Source organism: Shewanella seohaensis (assembly GCF_023283775.1).
Taxonomy (GTDB): Bacteria; Pseudomonadota; Gammaproteobacteria; order Enterobacterales; family Shewanellaceae; genus Shewanella; species Shewanella seohaensis.
In genome coordinates, this window is record NZ_JAKILE010000015.1 from 42639 (window position 1) to 61505 (window position 18867).

An 18867-nucleotide genomic window follows, 5' to 3' on the forward strand; every position below is an offset into this window, starting at 1 on the left:
TTGAAATTGACTGCAGAGCGGGGTTAATTAACTCTGCAGTCGGGTTTCAATTATTTATTTAATACATAACCTAGGGCTTGGATTTTTCCTTCTGGGGTGTTTTCGAGGTAAACACCTTGTAATTCAGGGGAAAATCCGGGTAATAAGTTGATACCTTCTTCAAGGGCTAAGAAATAACGTTGTACCGCGCCGCCCCATATTTCACCTGGAACCACACATAACACCCCTGGTGGGTAAGGCAATGCACCTTCTGCGGCAATGCGTCCCTCAATTTGTGACAGTGGCACTAACTCCACTTTGCCACGGATAAATTCGAGGTTGGCTTCCTGTGGGTCCATCACTTTTGTTGGGAAATGCGCTTGACGGAACATTTCTTTTTGCAGTTGTTTTACGTCATGGCTGACATAAAGATTGTGCATTTCTTGGCAGAGTTGACGAATGGTATAGTCTTTATAACGGGCTTTATTGGCGTTATAGACGTTAGGTAATACTTCAGATAATGGCGCATCTTCGTCGACTAATTTCTCGAAGCGAGATATTTGCGACACTAAGTGTTGCATCTTCGCCATATCTTCCGCAGGCGTCATCAGGAATAAAATCGAATTTAAGTCGCACTTCTCGGGAATAATATTATTTTCACGTAAGAAGTTAGCCAGAATAGTTGCTGGAATACCAAATTCAGTATATTTACCCGTTTCGGCATCGATACCCGGTGTGGTTAATAGGAACTTACAAGGGTCAACGAAATATTGGCCTTTTTCGTAACCGTCGAAGGAGTGCCATTTTTGTCCGGGTTCAAACTCGAAGAAACGTAAATCATCGGCCATTTGTTCGGTTGGATAATCCTGCCATGGACGTCCCTCGATCATGCTTGGGATAAATGGCTTGATATATTTACATTTTTTGAGCAGTAGCTTGCGAGCTTCAATACCGGCTTTTACCGCCTCACGCCATAGATAACGGCCGCTGGCGCCTTCGTGCATTTTAGCGTTCACATCCAATGCGGCAAACAGCGGATAGAAGGGGCTGGTAGAGGCGTGCATCATAAAGGCGTTGTTGAAGCGTTTATGGTTACAGTATCTCGCTTGGCCTTTGATATGTTTATCTTTTTTGTGAATTTGCGAGGTTTGTGAGAAGCCAGCCTGCTGTTTGTGCACTGACTGAGTCACGATAATACCGGGATCTTCAGGTGTCAGTTCGAGCAGCAGAGGCGAGCAGTCATTCATCATAGGAATAAATTGCTCATAGCCAACCCAAGCTGAGTCAAACAGGATGTAATCACATAGATGTCCAATACGATCAACTACTTGGCGAGCATTGTAGATAGTGCCATCGTAGGTGCCCAGCTGGATAATAGCTAAACGGAATGGACGTTGTTCATCGGCACGCTCAGGTGCAACGGCGCGGATTTGTTCCCTTAAATAAGACTCTTGGAAGCAGTGGGCGTCGATACCGCCAATAAAGCCGAAGGGGTTACGGGCAGTTTCTAAATAAATCGGTGTCGCACCGGCTTGAATTAACGCGCCATGGTGGTTGGATTTATGGTTGTTACGGTCGAATAATACCAGGTCACCCTTCGCCAGCAGTGCGTTGGTCGCCACTTTATTTGAAGAAGAAGTTCCGTTGAGCACAAAGTAGGTTTTATCGGCGTTAAAGACTTTGGCCGCGTATTTTTGTGCATCCAGCGGTGCACCTTCATGGATTAACAGATCGCCGAGTTTAACGTCGGCATTACACATATCGGAGCGGAAAATGGTTTCGCCAAAGAAATCGAAAAATTGGCGACCCACAGGATGTTTACGGAAGAATTGACCACCCTGATGGCCTGGGCAGGCGAAGGTGGAGTTGCCCATTTCCACGTATTTTTTCAGTGTGCCAAAGAACGGCGGTAATAGGGCTTGCTCATATTTTTGGACGGCGGTTTCGACCTGTTTGCCATAGAAATCGGTATTGCTACCGCAGAGCTCAAATACCCCGGTAATAGAAGAGCAAATATCATCTGGGAAGGTTTCTTCACAACAAACTGATACGAAAATAGGCAGTTTCAATCCGGTATTTTTAATTTTTTCAACAATACCATTTCTAACATCATCAACAGAGACTACAGCCGCACCCACATCGCAAAAATCTGTGGTTAATACATTGACGACTTCTCTGTCTATTTCAAAACATGATCTAACAGATAAACTGGCGGCAACTTTTAATGATTTCATCGTTAATTTCCCTTTTACTTTAAAAAGTTTTGGATACAACTTGGCCTATACCTAATTAAAAAATATTAATGGCATTAAATTAGATATGGCTATTCCGTGTGCAGATATGATGAGGCTAAAAATAGTCCAAGAATAAAATAGATAGATTTATTCTGAGAGAATCATTTGGCCGCAGCTTGGCTGCACTGACTAAAGAATGCTTTGATTTAGGTGCGAGATAATAAACCTGTAAAAACAGTACGATAAGTGTATTCGCTTACAAGGGCAATACCACTTTAGACCTGTTAATTGGCCTACTACCTACGCGAGGATTAGCGAAGGAAGATGTATGAATGGTCGAAATAGTCACGTTGGCTTGGCATCATGATATGTCTGGTGCGCCGGATGTGAGCCATGATTTTTGATTTCCTCTTCATATACAACTCCATTATGAGATTAGAGAAAATGATTGATACGTTTTATTACGGTATAGAGTTTATCTGTGTGTTATCAATAAAAATATGATCAGTGTCGTATTTTTAATTAGCTGTAATTATTTATTTCAATATTTTTACCAAATTAAATACAGTCAATCATCCTTAAGTATCATTATCTAAATAACGAAAGTAAATATTGTAAAATAAATAATGAAAATTAAAAAATGCATAATTTAATAAATGATAAATATCTAATTGCTCGCAAACCACAGTATTAATTTGCTTGGTGATTTATAAGGTACGCTATATTTGAATAAAAATGCAGATAAAGTCTTTACAAAATCACTTGGGTGCTTAAAGATGACAAAAATCCGCCACTTTTTCTCAATTTTGAGCATTTAGGGAAGAAACTTGGCGTTTTGAGGCAGGTTTGCCACTTAAGACTGACGTAAATTAGCTCTGTTACTAGGACGTGTTGACGTTTCGAGATTAGATTTTGTCCGTTCTGGTAAGTACGTGCTCGCGAAACGAGGAATGATGTGTAGTTATTCTACTCAAATGACGAGTGACAAAGAGCAAGGGCTTGCCAGACGAACCCTTCGGGCAGCATTTGGCTGGCATTTCTGCTGCGTTATCGTCCGTTTATGTAGAATAACTACACATCACGGACTTTGCCTTGCATAAAAGCCAGCCAAATTGCTGCAAAAATAACCCTGAAACGTCAACACGCCCTAATCTAAAGGAGATAATGATGATGCATTTACATAAGTGGATAGTCGGACTTGGGTTATTAACGGCGGCATTCAGCTCGGCGCAGGCCATGACCTTATCGAGTAAAGATATTGGCGAAGGTCAGCAATTATCGAATCAATTTGTTTTTAATGGTTTTGGCTGTAATGGCGAGAATCTTTCTCCCGAACTCACTTGGCGTGATGCGCCAAAAGGCACAAAAGCCTATGCGGTGACGGCTTATGATCCCGATGCGCCAACAGGCAGTGGTTGGTGGCATTGGGCCGTCTACAATATTGGCGGCGAGCTACAACAGTTAGCCCAAGGTGCGGGCTCTAAAGCCAACGCCTTACCTAAAGGGGCGATTGCGCTGAAGAATGATTTTGGCACCACCGAATTTGGTGGCGCTTGTCCGCCGCAGGGGCATGGCATGCACAGATATGTCTTTACTGTGTGGGCGTTACCTTCGCCATTAGAGTTACCTAAAGAGGCATCTCCCGCGTTGTTAGGCTTTATGCTCAATGCGCAGGCCTTAGGTAGCGCTAAGCTGACCGCTGTGTATCAGCGTTAATCGTGCAGGGCTGATGCATGATCCGCATGTTTGAATACGACTCTAAACTGGCGCAGTCACTTTCGCGGGTGCCAGTGCATCAGCCCTCGATTATCCGCGTTATTCAAGGCGAGAAGTCGCTGCTCTGGCAAGATGATGCCCTGGCCGTGAATGCTGAGCAGCTATTATTGTTACCCGCCGGAAGCCATATCAGCTTCGTTAATCGACCGATGAGCGGGCGCTATCGAGCGGTGCAACTCCTCTTACCCTATGAGTTACCCTCGGGCGTTATGCTAGCGGCGACAGATAGAGTAATACCAAAACCCACGCAAACGATTTCACGCTCGGTCGATTTTGCCTGGAATGCGTTACTGCACAGCCTGACCTTAGCCCTACCCACATCGGTGCAGATGCATTATTTAGCCGCTTTGCTGCTGAGTCTGCCGCAGCAAGCGAGTGTCAATTGGCTTTACAGTCATAAACCTGCAAACGTGAGCCAAGCGGTGCTGGGCTTGCTGGGGCAACATCCTTCAGCCCCATGGCAGCAAGAGGACATCGCCGACAAGTTGCATATGAGCACTGCCAGTTTAAGACGTAAACTGGCGCAGGAAGACACCAGCTTTAGGCAATTGCTCGCCGAAGTGCGTTTGTGTCAGGGCTTAACCCTGCTACAAAACTCTACGGATTCCGTGCTACAAATTGCCTTGGCCTGCGGTTATTTGTCGGCAGAAAAATTCTCGGCGCGCTTTAAGCAGGCCTTTGGCCTGACACCCGCCGCGTATCGCCGTACACTGTGAGCAGCGTTAATCGTCATTACAAGGAGTCGACATGGCAGAGGAACAATTCACTGAGACTGGTTTTTGGAACAAAATCAAAATTTTCGGTCGCCAAGCAGGGCGTGAAGTGGTTGAGCGTGCCCTGTGGCTTTACTATGTGGCGCAAAAGCCCAATACGCCTAAGTGGGCCAAGTCGGTGATTTTTGGGGCCTTGGCTTACTTTATCTCGCCCTTGGATGCGATCCCGGATTTGACCCCTTTAGTGGGTTTTACCGATGACTTGGGCGCCTTAGCGGCGGCGCTCACTATGGTTATGCTCTATATTGATGATGAGGTGAAATCCCAAGCGGCGGATAAGTTGGCGCTGTGGTTTGGCGATGAGCCTGCTGAGCCTAAGTCTTAGTCGCGAAAATAGCGGCATCTTTTAGGCTAAAAATATGATTTCATTAGTGGTTAATGAATAGGCTTTCCCCTAGTTTTTTAAGGGTAAAAATATTTTTTGTGAAACGTTTCACTATTGGTTAATTGCGCTATATGCTAGCGCTGTTTTGTGAACCCATTGTGTGTGTTTAGGCAAATAAATGAAAAATATTATGGCGGTGATCCTGTGGTTTTTAGGAGTCTCTGCCGCCACTCCCGTGTTCGCCGATAAGGCCTCGCCAGAACAACTCGCCCGCCTGTACCTCGATTTTATGGCTCAGACCAGTCGCCAGAGTGAAGCCCTGTGGCCAGGATTTCGTCTCGACGATAAAGTGCACCTCTTTAGCTACGCAGGCAATGTTTGGTTGCGCCAACCCGGCGGTGAAATTATCCAAGACAACAGCGTGTTAGAGTCGGTTAACTTGCACTCTGGGTTATCGATTAACTTTGGTTTTCCCCAATATCAAGGGCAAGCGGGCGTGCTTATCCAGCTCGAGTCGCCGACGATTCAATTCGAAAGCACGACTAAAACCGCCGATTTACCTTTTGTGATTTGGGCTGGCAACAGTGTGCACGAGGCGTTTCATTTTTATGCCCAATCCGAATGGCGGGTGTTAGAAGATGCGCGTCGTTATGAAGGCGAGGTTTATCCACTCAACCTCGATGCCCGTTATTACCGCTTACAACTGTTTAATGCCTTAATGGCGGCCTTAAAACAACCCGAGCAGCAGGCGCAGTATTTAGGCTATGCCGCTTACTGGCTACAAGTGTGGCGGCAAACGGCGCCTAACGAAGATAAAGTCAGTTATGTAAATGACTTAGTCGAAGGCAGCGCCAGATATGTCGAGTTAATCGCGGGTGCGCGCTTCTTAAGTCAAAACCAGTCCTACCTCGGCTATCAGCAAATCCTGTTGCAGTACGTGCAGGATTATTATCAACAGCAGCAAATGCTCGGCGGCTGGACGGCCGAGGCCGAGAATATCGGCGCGCTGGCTGGCATATTGCTCGATAGCACTCAAGATGCCTATGTGTGGAAAGAGTCAGTGATGTCGGGCATGTTGCCCGTGGATTTACTGCTGAGTCGCATCAAGCCGATTGCTCCGCCCGTTGCCCAGAATATGGCGCAGAAGAAACCGTTGCAGGACATGCTGGCCTACTATCCGGCGACTGAGCAAAAACTGACCCAGTTACTTAAAGATGTGCAAGACCCGAAAGTGCCGTTATTGGTGATGCCGAGTGTGAGCGATAGCAGCAGTTTTATCGACGTGGGTGAGGTGCGCTCTGGGTTTTATGTGGTGCCCTATCAAGAAGAAATGACCCAAGCCTATTTAGGTATGAGTTCACAATTCAGTAACTTAAATGTGAGTGGCAGTCCGTTGTTGGATGTGCCCTTACAGAATTATTGTGAGGGCATTGAAGCCGCAACTCTGTTACCTTTGGGGTTCACCTTTCAGCGCGAAGGTCAGTATTTGGTGTTCAATGAGCCGGAAATCCATGGCACCATCCGGGTTTCTGCAAGTGTTGTTGAGGGAAGAACCCTCTACTGTGCGATGAATTAATATGAGAAAAAATCAGCTCGAATTTACCTACATGCGCGGCATCGCGATTATTTTTATCGTGCTTGGCCACAGTATTTATAACTCTGGGGAAGGGTTTCCGTTACTGCTAGAAAATTTACTCAGGGGTGGCACGGCGTTGTTCGTGTTTATCTCTGGTTATTTTTTCCATCGGATTTTTTATAAGGATTTCGATTACGGCAAGTTTATGAAGAATAAGGTACAAAACGTACTTTATCCCTTTTTATTCGTTTCTGCGATTGGCTTGTTCTGCTTAAGTTTACGTTGGGTTTTCCTAGAGCATCAACCGCTTGAACAGGTGTTGCTCAGTATTTTTTATACCGTGCGTAATGGCTACATCCTGTATCCGCACTGGTATATCCCGTTTATCATGGCGGTGTTTTTATTCTCGCCAGTGTTTTTGTGGTTTATCCGCTGCTCGCAGCAGATGCGTTGGACCCTATTCGTGCTGAGTTGTGTGGTAGCGATTCTGCTCCACAGACCCATAGGTAACGTCAACTTTATCCACTCAGTGGTGTATTTTATGCCTTTCTATTTGATTGGTATTTTATATTCCCAAGATGAACATATTGTGACGCGCTATGGCTCAATTTTCAGTGCATTAGCGGTGATCTTCCTGATCGTGAGTCTGGTCGAGCAAAGCTACATAGTGCAGCACATTGGTAACTATCATAAGGCGCCGTTTGAATATAACGGCATCGATTGGCAGTTTATCCAAAAGCTGAGTCTGTGTGTGCTAGTGCTTAACTTCTGTGATTGGTTGTCGAAACGCAGTCGCATCCCTTGGTTAGTCGAAACCGCCGAGATGAGCTTTGCGATTTTCTTCATCCATCCGTTATTCGACATGTTGTTTAATACGGTCGCCACAGTGTTCCGTTATCGCTTACCACCGGGGTCTTGGGTCACCAGTATTCTGTTCTCGGCAGGGATTTTTATCTTCCTGATGGTGGGCAGTATTATCACGGCACGTTTTATCAAAAAACGCTTAGGCAACCGTTCACGTCTGTATATCGGTTGGTAACGCCAAGCGAGCTTACGCAGGGGAATTAAGTTTAAATTTATTCCCCTGTGTTAGCGTGGTTTTCATCGAATTTTCCATGGAAAACATAATGAAAACTATCACCCTACCACGCCTTGGAATCGTCGGCCTTATGATGGCGACGCCGGTATTTGCCAATGCGGCTACCGAACCTGCACTTGCCATAGAGCAAGAGACTTTCTTCAATCAATTAGCATCCCATTGTGGTAAAGAATTTGCGGGCAAAGTGGTGTCAACGGACAGCGCCGATGCGGCTTTTCGTGATAAAGCGCTGGTGATGCATGTGCGCGAATGCAGTGATACTGAGCTGAAAATTCCGTTCCATGTAGGTGATGACCACTCCCGTACTTGGGTGATCACGAAAACGGCTCAAGGCTTAAGGTTAAAGCATGATCACCGCCATCAAGACGGGACGGAAGATAAAGTGACTATGTATGGCGGCGATACGGCGAGTGTCGGCAGTAGCCAAAAGCAGTCATTCCCTATCGATCAGGCATCGATTGATAACTTTATGCAAAATGGCCTGACTCAGTCTGTCACCAATGTGTGGCATATGGAGGTTACGCCTAGAACCTTCAGCTACCTGCTGACCCGCGAGAATCGTCATTTCCAAGTAAATTTTGACTTGAGCCAGCCGCAACCGTTGCCGCCGACCCCTTGGGGACATAAGTAAGCGTCATCGGGGATAAAAGAAAACCTCCTAACCCTGTGGGATAGGAGGTTTTTTAATGGGGACGACATGGACTAAAACTTAGTTGCCTCTGGGCTCGAAGGAGAAGGATTGTCCCGCCAGCGCCGCTTCAAACATTAATCCACCTTTGGCAACGGTAAATACCGCCATACCATTGATATAGGCGGCAGTTGCCGATTGATTACCACCCGCTTGGCCAGCGCCTGCCGAGTTACCTGTGGTGCCCGCTTTCGCATTTGCGCCCATGTTAATCGCAACGGCCGAGGCCTGTGCATCGAACTCAAAACTGCCACTGGTGAACTCGTTGTAGGATTTGGCATCTTTAAAGAAGATGATTTCGCTATAGGCTTGTCCGCCTAACTGAAAACCAATGGAGAGCTGGGTCAGGCTAGAGTCTCCCATATATTGACCCGCTTGAAAGACGCGACCTTTGCCGTAGGCGGCGCCAATACCTATTCCGCCTTTACCGACAGTGGGGAAAAGGGCATAACCATAGGCGGTATCAAAAAATTTGCGCGTTTCCTTTGCTTGGTGAAAATTATTTAAAGCCTCGGTGTAGCTATCGTCGGCCTGAGCTGCGGGTGCCATAAAGCTGGCAATCAGACAGGTTGATGCGACGATAAGGGATAAAAATGATTTCATGGCGTTCCTCCTTAATGCTTCGGTTCCATCAGACTACCCTTTGTTTTAACAAATGACAGCCTAAAGCTGAGTTCATGTCAGCTGGGGTTCAGTTTTTACTGGGCGACAGTGTGCCAGTTTTGAGTGCTTTAGGGCGAATTAGTTCTTCGAGCGAGAGGGCGTATTGTTGATTTTTTCTGAGCCTTCGTTCGATTCCTGCTGTAGTTGTTGAATAAATTCAAATTCTTCAGGGGTGAGTATCTCTCCCGCCTGAGACTCCGCCTTTGGTTGAGGGGCAGACATATGCCCCTTGAGATAGGCGGTACGGGTGATCTGCTTCAGGCCGTATGCCGCCAGTAGGTAAAAGCTTAACAGCAGGCTTAAGCGTGGCAGCGCATGGGATAGGGTCGAGAGCGAATCTCCAAGATAAAAGGGAAGCACCACCACAAATACCCTTAACAGCCAGTTAAATAGCATGGCCAAGGTCAGGCCGAACAACCAGCGAAAACGGATTAACTTTAAGGTTTGCTGCGGCGCCTCGTTACGCTGTTGTTGGCGCAGCTTATGCCGTTGGAATAGTCGCCAGAGTGCAAAAAAATAGATCGCCGTTTGGATAAACAGCAACAGAGGCAAGGCCAGACTCCAGTGGCTGAGGTCGATATCTTGGCGATGTTTAAAAAATTCTGCCTGAAACCAAAGGGCATTTTTGTGCAAGTTTAGCCGTACAACCATATCCAGCATGGCGAGAAACAGTGTGATCAATGCTGGCCAATAATGCCGTGAGAATCCCACAGGCTCAGTGCTTTGCTCTAGGCTGCGTTTGCAGTAGAGGTAGAGCAGCGGCATGAGTAAAAAATAAATCGGGGTGATCAGGTTAAATAACACATGGATAGGGATCGGGGTGTTATCGCGGTTGAGCATGCCCGTGAGGAAATACAGGCCAACAAGGCTTAAGAAACCCGCGAGCAGTCTTTGATTATTGTTGGAGTGGTAGAAGTAGCGAATATAAATAGCTAACGCGAGGCAATGTAAGCCACCAAATAGGGATAACCACCAATAGGCTTGAGCAAAAAACGTATTAAACTCGTTCATTTTTAACACCTCGACGCCCTGTTATAACAGGGAATTTCGAGGCGCAAAAGTGTTACTAAGGGTTTTTCTGTGAAATTGCGATGCGTTGATGGCGATTAGACGCCGCCTCTGGCACAGATGCAGGAACCGGCTGACGCTCTGCCAGTAAGTGTTTGATTGCGCGAATGGGATGCGGTAACAGCATTCGTGGGCCGGCGAAAATCATGATCTCTTTGACCTGCGCCTTTTGTGCTGGTTTATAGCAGTGCACTGGGCATTTATTGCAGGTGGGTTTATCTTGTCCGTAGGGGCAGCGATCGAGGCGAACGGCGGCATATTCTAGCAGCGCTAAACATTCTTCACACAGGCCGGATGCCGTTTGGCCTTGGTGCTTAGCTTTACAATAGATTTTCGCCATCGCGCTAATGGTTTCATGCTCGTAGCGCAGTTTACCTGTAAGTAGTGCCGCTGAGTCCATGGGAATACCTTAGTCTGTCACTCGGATAATCCCATCATAAGCAGCGGCGCGGGCTTGTTCAAAACTGAAGTGTCAATTTATGAAGATGCGCACAAAATGAGACTTTAAATATGCATCACCTTATCGGCGGCCAGCGTCCAGCGGGTGAGATCCTGCAGAGTGCCTATTTGTGCGCCTTCGAGCAGCATTTCGGGGTTAACGCCCCGCGCTTGGGCGCAGGTTTTACAGAGTAAAATAGGGACTTGCTGAGCGCTTAGGATTTCAAACATCTGTTGTAGGTTGTAACTGAGGTCTGGAGTCGTTTGATGCTTAAGGGCGCCAAACACCGCATCTGACATTAAAAAGATTTTTAAATCAACTTGTTGCTCTGTTTGATCCTTCAGCGCCAAAGCGATACGTAGGCTATTGAAGAGTTTTTCTGTGCCATAGGGGCTGGCGTGGGCAACGATCAGAATGTTTTGCATTAGGCTTTCCTTAATTTTGCAAATGGTCATAAACCCTAACAGTCTAGCCGAATTGCGCCTATCGATTTGCGTGCAAGATCGGATAAAACGGCATAAATACTTGATTTACACAGACACTATGGACTTTAATAGCGGTTAATCTCTGCTCAACTTTTGGACAGAATCCCTTGCCAGCTTCAGACCCTTGAGTCGCCTGGCAAGCCAACTGCAATTGCTTCTGATGGGAAGCAGCCATTAAAGGTGAAGAAGAATGAAGGTCGTTGTCGTTTTTATACTGATCGCTATCGGAGTGTTTTTATTTCGTCGTGCCCAGCGTTTGGCGAAGGAAGAACAAGAGGCAATGATGGCGAAGAAATCAACCGAAAAGACAAGGGATACAAGCGCTTCGCCCGATGAGGCTGAACCTACGCCTGACCTTGCTCCTTCTGCGACGAACGAGTCAGAAGCCGCTGCGGCCAAAGCGCCCGAGGTTGAATTAATGCCAAGGGACGTTGAGCCGGCGAGCCGCGTTGAGCTGAGCGAAGATATTATCGACGTTGAAATCCCCGCTGCAACCCATGACGAGAATGTGATTATCCTTGCCGATACTCATTCTGCGGATGCCGATAAAGACTCTGCCATCCCTGAGAATGACACTTTGACCACTAAGGCGAGTGAGACTAAAGAAGAGTCGGAAGCCGTCGATGTGCCCGTTAAGGCTAAAGAAAGCGCCGAGAGTTCACCTGAGGTGGCAAGCACTCCTCTGGCGAAGGACGAGTCGCTTGCAGCACTTGGTTCATGGGCGAATGTGACTCTAGCGCGCGCGGCAGAAGAATACCAAAGTGCAGAGACTGCCTTGGCTCGTTATAACGCCTTACAAAACGTGATTGCAGAGTGCTACAAGCAGCGTAAATCGACCGAATATTTAGCCTATGGCGCAGCGCTACATGGGCTGTATCTTGCGTTATTCCACAGTGCTAATGCCGAAAAGCCCAAAGAGCTTGAGCTTAAAACCCCAGGTTTTATGCAGCTCGCGACCTTGCTAAACGATACCCAAGACTTTGATAAAGCGATTGCACTCTGCCAAGAGGCACTCAAACTCGGTTTAACCGATGGCACAGTGACGGGATTCGAAGGACGAATTAGCCGTATCGAGAAGGCGCAGGCGAAAGCGACGACGGCCTAAGGTTGCTGTCTGACCGCGAGAATAGAACTCAAGCTTTAGTGCTCAAACGCGATTAACAATGCACTTGAGATACCCTTAGCCGAAAAGCGGTTATTTAACCGGGTAAAGCCGTGTAGAATCCTGATACTTACCGCGCAAAAGGCGAACTAAGGTTCGCTTTTTTTATGGGCTATTTTTATGAAGTATATTGCGAGCTGTTTTAACCGAATCGGCAAAATGAAATTATCCTTGGCCATCTTATTTGCCAGCCTCAGCCTTGGGTTGAGTGGCTGCACTAAAACCCCCGAATGGACGCTATTTTATTATCCTGCGGCGACCTCACTGCCAACGACGCCATTACAAACCGATGATATCAATGGTTATTACGACACTCTCGAGCAGTGCCAGCGCAAAGCCCAAGGATTACAACGCTTAACCGGATCGGGTGTGAGTGGCTTCGAGGCTAGCGGCGCTGGCGTCTATCAATGCGGCCAACAGTGTGAGCTTAACGACAAGTCCGTGCTCGTGTGTAAGCAGCTCGTTCAATAGGGAAAGCATTGATGAAGTTTAAACAGGATTTTTTTACCCAGTTACCTGAGTTTTACGCTCCAGTCTATCCACAGGGGATAAGCAATCCCCATTGGCTGGCGTGGAGTGAGGATGCCGCCAAATTAATCGACTTACAGCAGCCTACGGATGCCTTATTGCAGGGATTATCGGGTAACGCGGCTGTTGAGGGCGCAAGTTATTATGCGCAGGTGTACAGTGGTCATCAGTTTGGTGGTTACACGCCCAGATTAGGCGATGGTCGCTCGATTATTTTGGGTGAGGCATTAGGCCCCCAAGGTGCATGGGATGTGGCACTCAAAGGCGGCGGGCCGACACCCTATTCTCGCCATGGCGATGGCAGAGCCGTGATGCGCTCAGCGGTGCGGGAGTTTCTTGTCTCCGAAGCGCTGCATCATTTAGGCGTGCCGACGACCCGAGCCTTAGCGGTGATCGGCTCTGATATGCCCGTCTGGCGTGAGAGCCAAGAAACCGCAGCCATTACAGTACGTTTGGCCCGCAGCCATATCCGTTTCGGTCATTTCGAATTTTTCTGCCATAGCGAGCGTGGTCAAGCCGATAAGCTCACGCAGTTACTCAACTTTACCTTGAAGCAGCATTATCCGCATTTGAGCTGCGATCTGGCGGGCTATAAAGCCTGGTTTTTGCAGGTAGTACAAGATACCGCTAAGCTCATCGCCCATTGGCAGGCTATCGGCTTTGCCCACGGGGTGATGAATACCGACAATATGTCGATTCTGGGGGATAGTTTCGATTTTGGTCCGTTTGCCTTCCTCGATACCTTCCAAGAAGACTTTATTTGCAATCATTCCGACCCAGAAGGGCGTTACGCCTTTGGTCAGCAGCCCGGCATTGGCCTGTGGAACCTGCAACGTTTAGCGCAGGCGTTGACACCCGTGATCCCGTCCGATGATTTAATTGCCGCCTTGAATCAATATCAGCATGCGCTAGTGCAGCATTATTTGATGCTGATGCGCGCTAAGTTAGGGCTGGCTGAGCGAGCGGATTCGACAGCCGAGCAGGATCAGCAGGACTTAGAACTGATTGGCCGTTTTACCGTGTTGATGGAGAAAAATCAGCTGGATTACAGCAACACCTGGCGCCGCTTCGGTCAGCTTGACCCGAGTAGTGTGCATTCTTCGCTACGGGATGATTTTATCGACCTTAATGAGTTTGATGCTTGGTATCAGGCATATCAGGCGCGGTTGGGTAAAGTTACCGATGTTGAGGACTGGCAGCAGGCGCGTAATAGCGTTAATCCCAAATACATCCTACGCAATTATTTGGCTCAGGAGGCCATTATTGCCGTGGAGGAGGGGAATCTGGCGCCGCTAGAGCGTCTGCACCAAGTATTGCACCAGCCGTTTGCCGAACAAGTTGAGCATGAAGATCTGGCCAAGCGTCCACCCGATTGGGGACAAGGGCTGATTATGTCGTGCAGCAGTTGATGGAAGTAAAAATGAAATTAGAAGCCATTCAGTTAGATAGAGCCGCGTTAAGCTTAAGTGTGGGCGGCGATATCGATTTTGATCATTTCGAGGCCTTTGCCGAACCATTAGCCCATGCCTTAGATTGCCAAGTGCGCGAGCGCCAATGGGGCGCGGATCGCCATCAATGGCTATTGGAGTTTGAGGGCACCTCGCTTTGGCTCAATTATGAGTTTTACGGCAATATCTGTTGGCTGAGTGTGGAGCGTGAGGCCGATTTTGAGGTATTGGAATACCTTGCCACACTGTTAAAGTCCTATGTATGAGAGAGTCGCAATGAGCCAAGATAAGTTAGTTCCATCTCAGGGGGCCGTCGATGATACGCATTCGGGCGCAGCCTTTGACTTTCAGGCCTTAACGCCGGATTTGATTTTAGATGCGATCGAGAGCCTTGGGATATACCCAGAGACTGGCCTGCTCGCGCTGAATAGTTACGAAAACCGTGTGTATCAATTTCGCAGCGATGAAGGGCAACGCTATGTGGTGAAGTTTTATCGCCCCGATCGTTGGACCGATGCGCAGATCCAAGAAGAACACGACTATGCCATCGCGCTTGCCGAGCAGGAAATCCCGATGGCGGTGCCCACATCCGAGCAAGGGCAGACCTTGCATCATTTCCACGGCTTTCGGTTTGCACTGTTTCCCTCCATCGGCGGTCGCCCCTTCGAAGTGGATAACTTAGAGCAGTTGGAATTTGTTGGGCGTTTTATCGGTCGTATACATCAGTACGGTGCCCAGTCGACATTTAAAGCCCGTGAGCCGCTGAATCCGCAGATTTTAGGCGATGAACCTTTAGCCTGGTTAAAGCAGTCAGACTTAGTACCCAACACACTGCGCCCCGCGTTTTTTACCGTGGTGGAGCAAGTGCTGGCGAAGGTGAATCAGCGTTGGGCGCAGCAAGCTTTTACGCCCATTCGTCTGCACGGGGACTTACATCCGGGGAATATTCTTTGGACGCCCGATGGGCCGGGATTTGTGGATTTAGACGATGCCCGTATGGGACCGGCTATTCAAGATTTATGGATGATGCTGACGGGCGATAGAGCGCAGCAGCAACTGCAACTCGAGGTATTACTCGAGGCTTATGAAGAGTTTTGTGAGTTCGATACTCGGCAGTTGGCGCTGATTGAACCCCTACGCGCATTACGGATGGTGCACTATAACGCTTGGATTGGCAGGCGTTGGCAAGATCCTGCTTTCCCTATGCATTTCCCTTGGTTTGGGGATGAAAAGTATTGGGAGCAGCAGATCTTAGCCTTTAAGGAGCAACTCGCGGCACTCGATGAACCGCCGCTGAGCCTGATCCCCTACTAAATGTGTGAACAGGTTGGAATTACGCACCTCTTAGCCCAAACCGATTGAACTCTCGGCTTGAGTTACACTCAAAAAATGAAATATGTTAGGCTCCAGCTAGTTTTGAAAATTGATTTAAGGAAAATTCATGAAAAAAGCATTACTTATGGTGGCAGCGCTGTTATTGGCTCCATTAACTGTATCGGCAGTTGAATACAAAGAAGGCGTACACTACACAGTGATTAACGACGGCCCAGCGACAGCTAAGCCTGAAATCACCGAGTTTTTCTCTTTCTATTGCCCACATTGCTACAACTTCTCTAAAACAGTGGTGCCTAAAATTTTGGCTGAGAAGCCAGAAGGTGTGGCATTCAATCAAGCCCACGTAGACTTTATCGGCAAGGAAATGGGCGTAGAAATGTCTCGCGCCTTTGCGGTAGCGCACCAACTGAATGTGGACGATAAAATGGATGCGGCTCTTTTTTCTGCTATCCATGAGAAGAAACAACACTTCACTAACCGTGATGACGTGCGCGCCCTGTTCGTGGCTAACGGCGTTGACGGTAAGGCCTTCGATTCGGCCGCTGACTCCTTTATGGTGAAAGCGCAAATGGCGAAGATGAAGCGTGATACTGAAAACGCGAAGATTTCAGGTGTGCCTGCATTAGTGGTGAATGGCAAGTACCGCGTCGAAACAGGTGCGATCAAGTCTTACGATGAACTGTTAGATATCGCTTACTATTTAGCTAAGAAACAGTAATGATCACCAGATTGCCGCTGTTTTATCATCATTTTGTAATCTAACTGATTGATACTGCGAGCATAAAATTAAAGGAGCCTAGCGCTCCTTTTTTATTCGGTGTGATTGCCTAGTCTGCAGAGCGCAATTGGGTCGTGTTGTGCTTGGCCGAAATTTGGCAAAAAAAAACCGTACTTCCGATGATGGAGAGTACGGACTTGAGTCATATGACTCATTTTTACCCTGAGTAACGCAGATGATTCTAAGGGGGTGTCAAAATAATGTCAATAGTCAAAATTTTGACTATTGAGTTAACTTGTCGTGGAGTTTTCCATTATCTAGGAAAATCAAATGACTAACGGTTTTGAAATGTAAATCTTGAAAATATTACTTAAAGGATGAAACTCAATTGGTAATCTTTCTGTCAAATAGCAGTAGTCAATAACAACAAGAAAGCATGTAGGGGGTTGTATGAGAGTTTTCCCTGTATACGCACCGAAGCTGATTGCAAAGCATGCGCGTATTTTTCTCACTGGCGTGATATGGGTTAAAGACTTAGGTCGATTAGAATTTGAAAAGGGGCGTTTTTTATTGCCAAGAAAAAGCCTGCCAAAAGTGAAGCAGGCTATCTTAGAGCTGAACGAACTGATTGAATCGCAGAATCATCAAACTAAAACAGCTTAGATTTCACTGTTGAGCAGGCCAACAAGTCCGGTGACTTTGTCGTTCCAAGAAGCGAGTTCTTGTTGCAGTTGTTGGTTTTGCTCAGATAATTGTTGATTTTGCTCACTCAAGGTCGACGTCTTTTGCTTCTCTTCCTCTAGCTCCATTTTTAGAAGCTCGATAGTTTCGAGTGTAGCCTGGATCTTGGTTTCCAGTTTGGACAGTAATTCAAGGCTCATCTGGAGAGTCCTATAGTTTCTGGATGGGACTGTGATTCTAGCAGTGCCAATAGCATAAGGAATAGCAGTCTTTGTCGTTTGGTTAAAAAATGCCCGATAACCGCGTACGAATTTAAGTTTTTTTGCATTTGTTACTAACTCGTTAGTATTCTTGGGTTTATTTATTATCGGAAAGGCCCATGTCGCCGAATCTGCTTGCGATACTTCCCCTGTTATTAACCCTAGTGTTAGCCCTTTGGCTGCGGCGTACCTTAGTGGCGCTGGGTGTCGGTATCCTCTCGGGCGCCTTAATCATTGCCCACTTCGATATAGTGCAAAGCTTGGGCTATCTCTTGGAGATAGGTGCTAAGCAGTTTTACAGCCAAGGCGCTTGGCAGTGGTGGCATTTAAACGTGCTGATGGCCATGTTGCTGCTGGGCAGCATGACGCAGCTCCTCGCCAGAAGCGGTGCGGTAGAGCAATTTGGTGATTGGCTATATCGACGTATTCGTACGGGTCGACAGGCGCGTATTGGTGTGGTGCTGTTGGGCTGGCTAGTCTTTATCGACGGTATTTTTAGTTGCCTCGCCGTAGGGCATGTGTGCCAACCTCTGAGCCAGCGTTATGGCATCCGTCAGACGCAGTTGGCCTATTTAGTCGACTCTAATGCATCACCGCTCTGTTCGCTCTTACCTTTTTCTAGCTGGGGTCCCTATGTGATGGCGCTCTTGGCGGGATTAAGCTTTTTACCCGTCTCCGCCCTTGAGGCCTTTATCGAGGTCGCCTTATCCAATTTTTATGCGATAACCACCTTAGGCTTGTCGCTGATTGTGGCTTGGTTTGGGATGGGGTTTCGCCCCATCGAGAATGCAGTATTGGCGGCAGAGCCTGTTGAGCCAAGTTTAACTCCCTCCCGAGGCAATCCTTGGCTGCTTGCGATTCCCATGCTGACCTTACTGTGCGCCTCTGTCGGTTTAACTCTCTGGTCTGGTGCGCAGCAGGTGCCGTCATGGGATATTTCGGCCTGGTTAGCTAAAGCCGATATTGGCGCTGCGATGCGCGATGCTTGTCTGTTATCGACCTTAGTCACGCTAGTGTTGTTGATGTTGTCGGGCCGAAGTATAGGGAAACTGCTGGCGGACTTGGCGCATGGCGTGCGGATGATTGCCTTTGCCATCGCGATTTTACTCTGTACTTGGATGATAGGCGCGGTGATCCAAGATCTGGGCGTGGCGAGCTTGTTGGCAGCTTGGGCTAAATTGTACTTATCCCCGAGTCTGCTGGTGGCGGGGATGTTTCTACTCTGCGCTATCATGGCCTTTGCCACAGGCTCAAGCTGGGGCACCTTTGCGATTATGATCCCCATCGGTGGGGAAATTGCCCATAACATGGATGTCAGCTTGCTGTTACCTGTATTGAGTGCGGTCATGGCGGGCTCGGTGTTTGGCGATCATTGCTCGCCGATTTCCGATACTAGCGTGCTGAGCGCGACGAGTTCAGGTTGTTTACCCCATGACCATGTGGTGACTCAACTGCCGTTTGCATTAATCGGGGCTGGTGCGGCATTAGTGGGATTTCAGTTAGTTAACTTATCGGTTGCAACCTTATTCGTGTGGTTTGGGGTCATAGGCACTGCGCTAGGGTTATTGGCCTTAATGACACGCTTTTATCCACCTTGGCTGAGCGCACGTTCGCAGACAAACTGAGCCTT

General features: G+C 47.7%; 21 protein-coding genes. 14 read left to right on the forward strand and 7 right to left on the reverse strand.

Annotated elements, in window-relative coordinates:
- Nucleotides 1–50: 50 nt before the first annotated feature.
- Nucleotides 51–2213, reverse strand: a complete 2163-nt coding sequence (speF, locus tag L2713_RS16445; protein WP_248968606.1) for an ornithine decarboxylase SpeF — start codon at nucleotides 2211–2213, stop codon at nucleotides 51–53.
- A gap of 311 nt (nucleotides 2214–2524) precedes the next feature.
- On the reverse strand, nucleotides 2525–2641 hold the full coding sequence (gene speFL / locus L2713_RS20575; protein ID WP_374897525.1) for a leader peptide SpeFL: 117 nt from the start codon (nucleotides 2639–2641) through the stop codon (nucleotides 2525–2527).
- Between the two features lie 739 nt (nucleotides 2642–3380).
- Between speFL and L2713_RS16450 the strand changes: the two genes are divergently transcribed.
- From L2713_RS16450 to L2713_RS16475, 6 genes are all read left to right on the forward strand, one after another.
- The gene (locus L2713_RS16450; protein ID WP_248968607.1) at nucleotides 3381–3929 is read left to right on the forward strand and encodes a YbhB/YbcL family Raf kinase inhibitor-like protein; all 549 of its coding nucleotides are present in this window, start codon (nucleotides 3381–3383) and stop codon (nucleotides 3927–3929) included.
- Between the two features lie 17 nt (nucleotides 3930–3946).
- Nucleotides 3947–4705 carry a helix-turn-helix transcriptional regulator gene (locus tag L2713_RS16455; protein WP_248968608.1) on the forward strand — a complete coding sequence of 253 codons (759 nt, stop codon included), beginning with the start codon at nucleotides 3947–3949 and terminating at the stop codon, nucleotides 4703–4705.
- Between the two features lie 31 nt (nucleotides 4706–4736).
- On the forward strand, nucleotides 4737–5087 hold the full coding sequence (locus L2713_RS16460; protein WP_248968609.1) for a YkvA family protein: 351 nt from the start codon (nucleotides 4737–4739) through the stop codon (nucleotides 5085–5087).
- Between the two features lie 178 nt (nucleotides 5088–5265).
- Nucleotides 5266–6663, forward strand: coding sequence for a hypothetical protein (locus L2713_RS16465; protein WP_248968610.1), 1398 nt, complete (start codon nucleotides 5266–5268; stop codon nucleotides 6661–6663).
- A gap of 1 nt (nucleotide 6664) precedes the next feature.
- The gene (locus L2713_RS16470; protein ID WP_248968611.1) at nucleotides 6665–7702 is read left to right on the forward strand and encodes an acyltransferase family protein; all 1038 of its coding nucleotides are present in this window, start codon (nucleotides 6665–6667) and stop codon (nucleotides 7700–7702) included.
- 88 nt (nucleotides 7703–7790) lie between these two features.
- Nucleotides 7791–8393, forward strand: coding sequence for a hypothetical protein (locus L2713_RS16475; RefSeq protein ID WP_380823576.1), 603 nt, complete (start codon nucleotides 7791–7793; stop codon nucleotides 8391–8393).
- Nucleotides 8394–8471: 78 nt separating this feature from the next.
- On the opposite strand, the gene L2713_RS16480 is transcribed toward L2713_RS16475, so the two are convergent.
- The 4 genes from L2713_RS16480 to L2713_RS16495 all read right to left on the reverse strand — a co-directional run bounded on the left by L2713_RS16480 (nucleotide 8472) and on the right by L2713_RS16495 (nucleotide 11045).
- Complete coding sequence (locus L2713_RS16480) at nucleotides 8472–9053, reverse strand: YSC84-related protein (RefSeq protein WP_011624854.1); 582 nt, start codon at nucleotides 9051–9053, stop codon at nucleotides 8472–8474.
- Between the two features lie 138 nt (nucleotides 9054–9191).
- Complete coding sequence (locus tag L2713_RS16485) at nucleotides 9192–10124, reverse strand: hypothetical protein (protein WP_248968612.1); 933 nt, start codon at nucleotides 10122–10124, stop codon at nucleotides 9192–9194.
- 55 nt (nucleotides 10125–10179) lie between these two features.
- On the reverse strand, nucleotides 10180–10581 hold the full coding sequence (locus L2713_RS16490) for a nitrous oxide-stimulated promoter family protein (protein WP_248968613.1): 402 nt from the start codon (nucleotides 10579–10581) through the stop codon (nucleotides 10180–10182).
- Nucleotides 10582–10685: 104 nt separating this feature from the next.
- Nucleotides 10686–11045 (reverse strand): DsrE/DsrF/TusD sulfur relay family protein, encoded by a 360-nt coding sequence (locus L2713_RS16495; RefSeq protein ID WP_011624373.1) that lies wholly within the window; start codon nucleotides 11043–11045, stop codon nucleotides 10686–10688.
- Nucleotides 11046–11295: 250 nt separating this feature from the next.
- Here L2713_RS16495 and L2713_RS16500 point away from each other — a divergent pair, with 250 nt between their 5' ends.
- The 7 genes from L2713_RS16500 (at nucleotide 11296) to L2713_RS16530 (ending at nucleotide 16959) form a co-directional block, all read left to right on the forward strand.
- Nucleotides 11296–12210 carry a hypothetical protein gene (locus L2713_RS16500; protein WP_248968614.1) on the forward strand — a complete coding sequence of 305 codons (915 nt, stop codon included), beginning with the start codon at nucleotides 11296–11298 and terminating at the stop codon, nucleotides 12208–12210.
- A 177-nt stretch (nucleotides 12211–12387) separates the two neighbouring features.
- Nucleotides 12388–12738 (forward strand): hypothetical protein, encoded by a 351-nt coding sequence (locus L2713_RS16505; RefSeq protein WP_248968615.1) that lies wholly within the window; start codon nucleotides 12388–12390, stop codon nucleotides 12736–12738.
- Between the two features lie 11 nt (nucleotides 12739–12749).
- Nucleotides 12750–14204: a protein adenylyltransferase SelO gene (locus L2713_RS16510; RefSeq protein WP_248968616.1), complete on the forward strand. Its 1455-nt coding sequence runs from the start codon at nucleotides 12750–12752 to the stop codon at nucleotides 14202–14204.
- Between the two features lie 11 nt (nucleotides 14205–14215).
- Complete coding sequence (locus tag L2713_RS16515) at nucleotides 14216–14509, forward strand: DUF3630 family protein (protein WP_248968617.1); 294 nt, start codon at nucleotides 14216–14218, stop codon at nucleotides 14507–14509.
- Between the two features lie 10 nt (nucleotides 14510–14519).
- On the forward strand, nucleotides 14520–15557 hold the full coding sequence (locus tag L2713_RS16520; protein ID WP_248968618.1) for a serine/threonine protein kinase: 1038 nt from the start codon (nucleotides 14520–14522) through the stop codon (nucleotides 15555–15557).
- A 127-nt stretch (nucleotides 15558–15684) separates the two neighbouring features.
- Nucleotides 15685–16296 (forward strand): thiol:disulfide interchange protein DsbA/DsbL, encoded by a 612-nt coding sequence (locus L2713_RS16525; RefSeq protein ID WP_011718574.1) that lies wholly within the window; start codon nucleotides 15685–15687, stop codon nucleotides 16294–16296.
- 450 nt (nucleotides 16297–16746) lie between these two features.
- Complete coding sequence (locus tag L2713_RS16530; RefSeq protein ID WP_011624366.1) at nucleotides 16747–16959, forward strand: DUF1107 domain-containing protein; 213 nt, start codon at nucleotides 16747–16749, stop codon at nucleotides 16957–16959.
- Here the strand turns inward: L2713_RS16530 and L2713_RS16535 are convergent.
- Entirely contained in the window at nucleotides 16956–17177 is a 222-nt protein-coding gene (locus L2713_RS16535; RefSeq protein ID WP_089066742.1) for a cell division protein ZapB, read from the reverse strand. The two genes, L2713_RS16530 and L2713_RS16535, sit on opposite strands and share 4 nt — an antisense overlap.
- Nucleotides 17178–17356: 179 nt before the next feature.
- Here L2713_RS16535 and L2713_RS16540 point away from each other — a divergent pair, with 179 nt between their 5' ends.
- A complete protein-coding gene (locus L2713_RS16540; protein ID WP_248968619.1) occupies nucleotides 17357–18862 on the forward strand; it encodes a Na+/H+ antiporter NhaC family protein in 1506 nt (501 codons plus the stop codon).
- Nucleotides 18863–18867 lie beyond the last annotated feature (5 nt).

Excerpts from the sequence above, each read along its gene's own strand:
- L2713_RS16485 (WP_248968612.1), bottom strand. The coding sequence starts at position 10,124 with ATGAACGAGTTTAATACGTTTTTTGCTCAAGCCTATTGGTGGTTATCC.
- L2713_RS16490 (WP_248968613.1), bottom strand. The coding sequence starts at position 10,581 with ATGGACTCAGCGGCACTACTTACAGGTAAACTGCGCTACGAGCATGAA.
- L2713_RS16495 (WP_011624373.1), bottom strand. The coding sequence starts at position 11,045 with ATGCAAAACATTCTGATCGTTGCCCACGCCAGCCCCTATGGCACAGAA.
- L2713_RS16540 (WP_248968619.1), top strand. The coding sequence starts at position 17,357 with ATGTCGCCGAATCTGCTTGCGATACTTCCCCTGTTATTAACCCTAGTG.
- L2713_RS16470 (WP_248968611.1), top strand. The coding sequence starts at position 6,665 with ATGAGAAAAAATCAGCTCGAATTTACCTACATGCGCGGCATCGCGATT.
- L2713_RS16505 (WP_248968615.1), top strand. The coding sequence starts at position 12,388 with ATGAAGTATATTGCGAGCTGTTTTAACCGAATCGGCAAAATGAAATTA.
- L2713_RS16515 (WP_248968617.1), top strand. The coding sequence starts at position 14,216 with ATGAAATTAGAAGCCATTCAGTTAGATAGAGCCGCGTTAAGCTTAAGT.
- L2713_RS16525 (WP_011718574.1), top strand. The coding sequence starts at position 15,685 with ATGAAAAAAGCATTACTTATGGTGGCAGCGCTGTTATTGGCTCCATTA.
- L2713_RS16465 (WP_248968610.1), top strand. The coding sequence starts at position 5,266 with ATGAAAAATATTATGGCGGTGATCCTGTGGTTTTTAGGAGTCTCTGCC.
- L2713_RS16520 (WP_248968618.1), top strand. The coding sequence starts at position 14,520 with ATGAGCCAAGATAAGTTAGTTCCATCTCAGGGGGCCGTCGATGATACG.
- L2713_RS16480 (WP_011624854.1), bottom strand. The coding sequence starts at position 9,053 with ATGAAATCATTTTTATCCCTTATCGTCGCATCAACCTGTCTGATTGCC.
- L2713_RS16510 (WP_248968616.1), top strand. The coding sequence starts at position 12,750 with ATGAAGTTTAAACAGGATTTTTTTACCCAGTTACCTGAGTTTTACGCT.
- speFL (WP_374897525.1), bottom strand. The coding sequence starts at position 2,641 with ATGGAGTTGTATATGAAGAGGAAATCAAAAATCATGGCTCACATCCGG.
- L2713_RS16460 (WP_248968609.1), top strand. The coding sequence starts at position 4,737 with ATGGCAGAGGAACAATTCACTGAGACTGGTTTTTGGAACAAAATCAAA.
- L2713_RS16475 (WP_380823576.1), top strand. The coding sequence starts at position 7,791 with ATGAAAACTATCACCCTACCACGCCTTGGAATCGTCGGCCTTATGATG.
- L2713_RS16500 (WP_248968614.1), top strand. The coding sequence starts at position 11,296 with ATGAAGGTCGTTGTCGTTTTTATACTGATCGCTATCGGAGTGTTTTTA.
- L2713_RS16455 (WP_248968608.1), top strand. The coding sequence starts at position 3,947 with ATGATCCGCATGTTTGAATACGACTCTAAACTGGCGCAGTCACTTTCG.
- speF (WP_248968606.1), bottom strand. The coding sequence starts at position 2,213 with ATGAAATCATTAAAAGTTGCCGCCAGTTTATCTGTTAGATCATGTTTT.
- L2713_RS16450 (WP_248968607.1), top strand. The coding sequence starts at position 3,381 with ATGATGCATTTACATAAGTGGATAGTCGGACTTGGGTTATTAACGGCG.
- L2713_RS16535 (WP_089066742.1), bottom strand. The coding sequence starts at position 17,177 with ATGAGCCTTGAATTACTGTCCAAACTGGAAACCAAGATCCAGGCTACA.
- L2713_RS16530 (WP_011624366.1), top strand. The coding sequence starts at position 16,747 with ATGAGAGTTTTCCCTGTATACGCACCGAAGCTGATTGCAAAGCATGCG.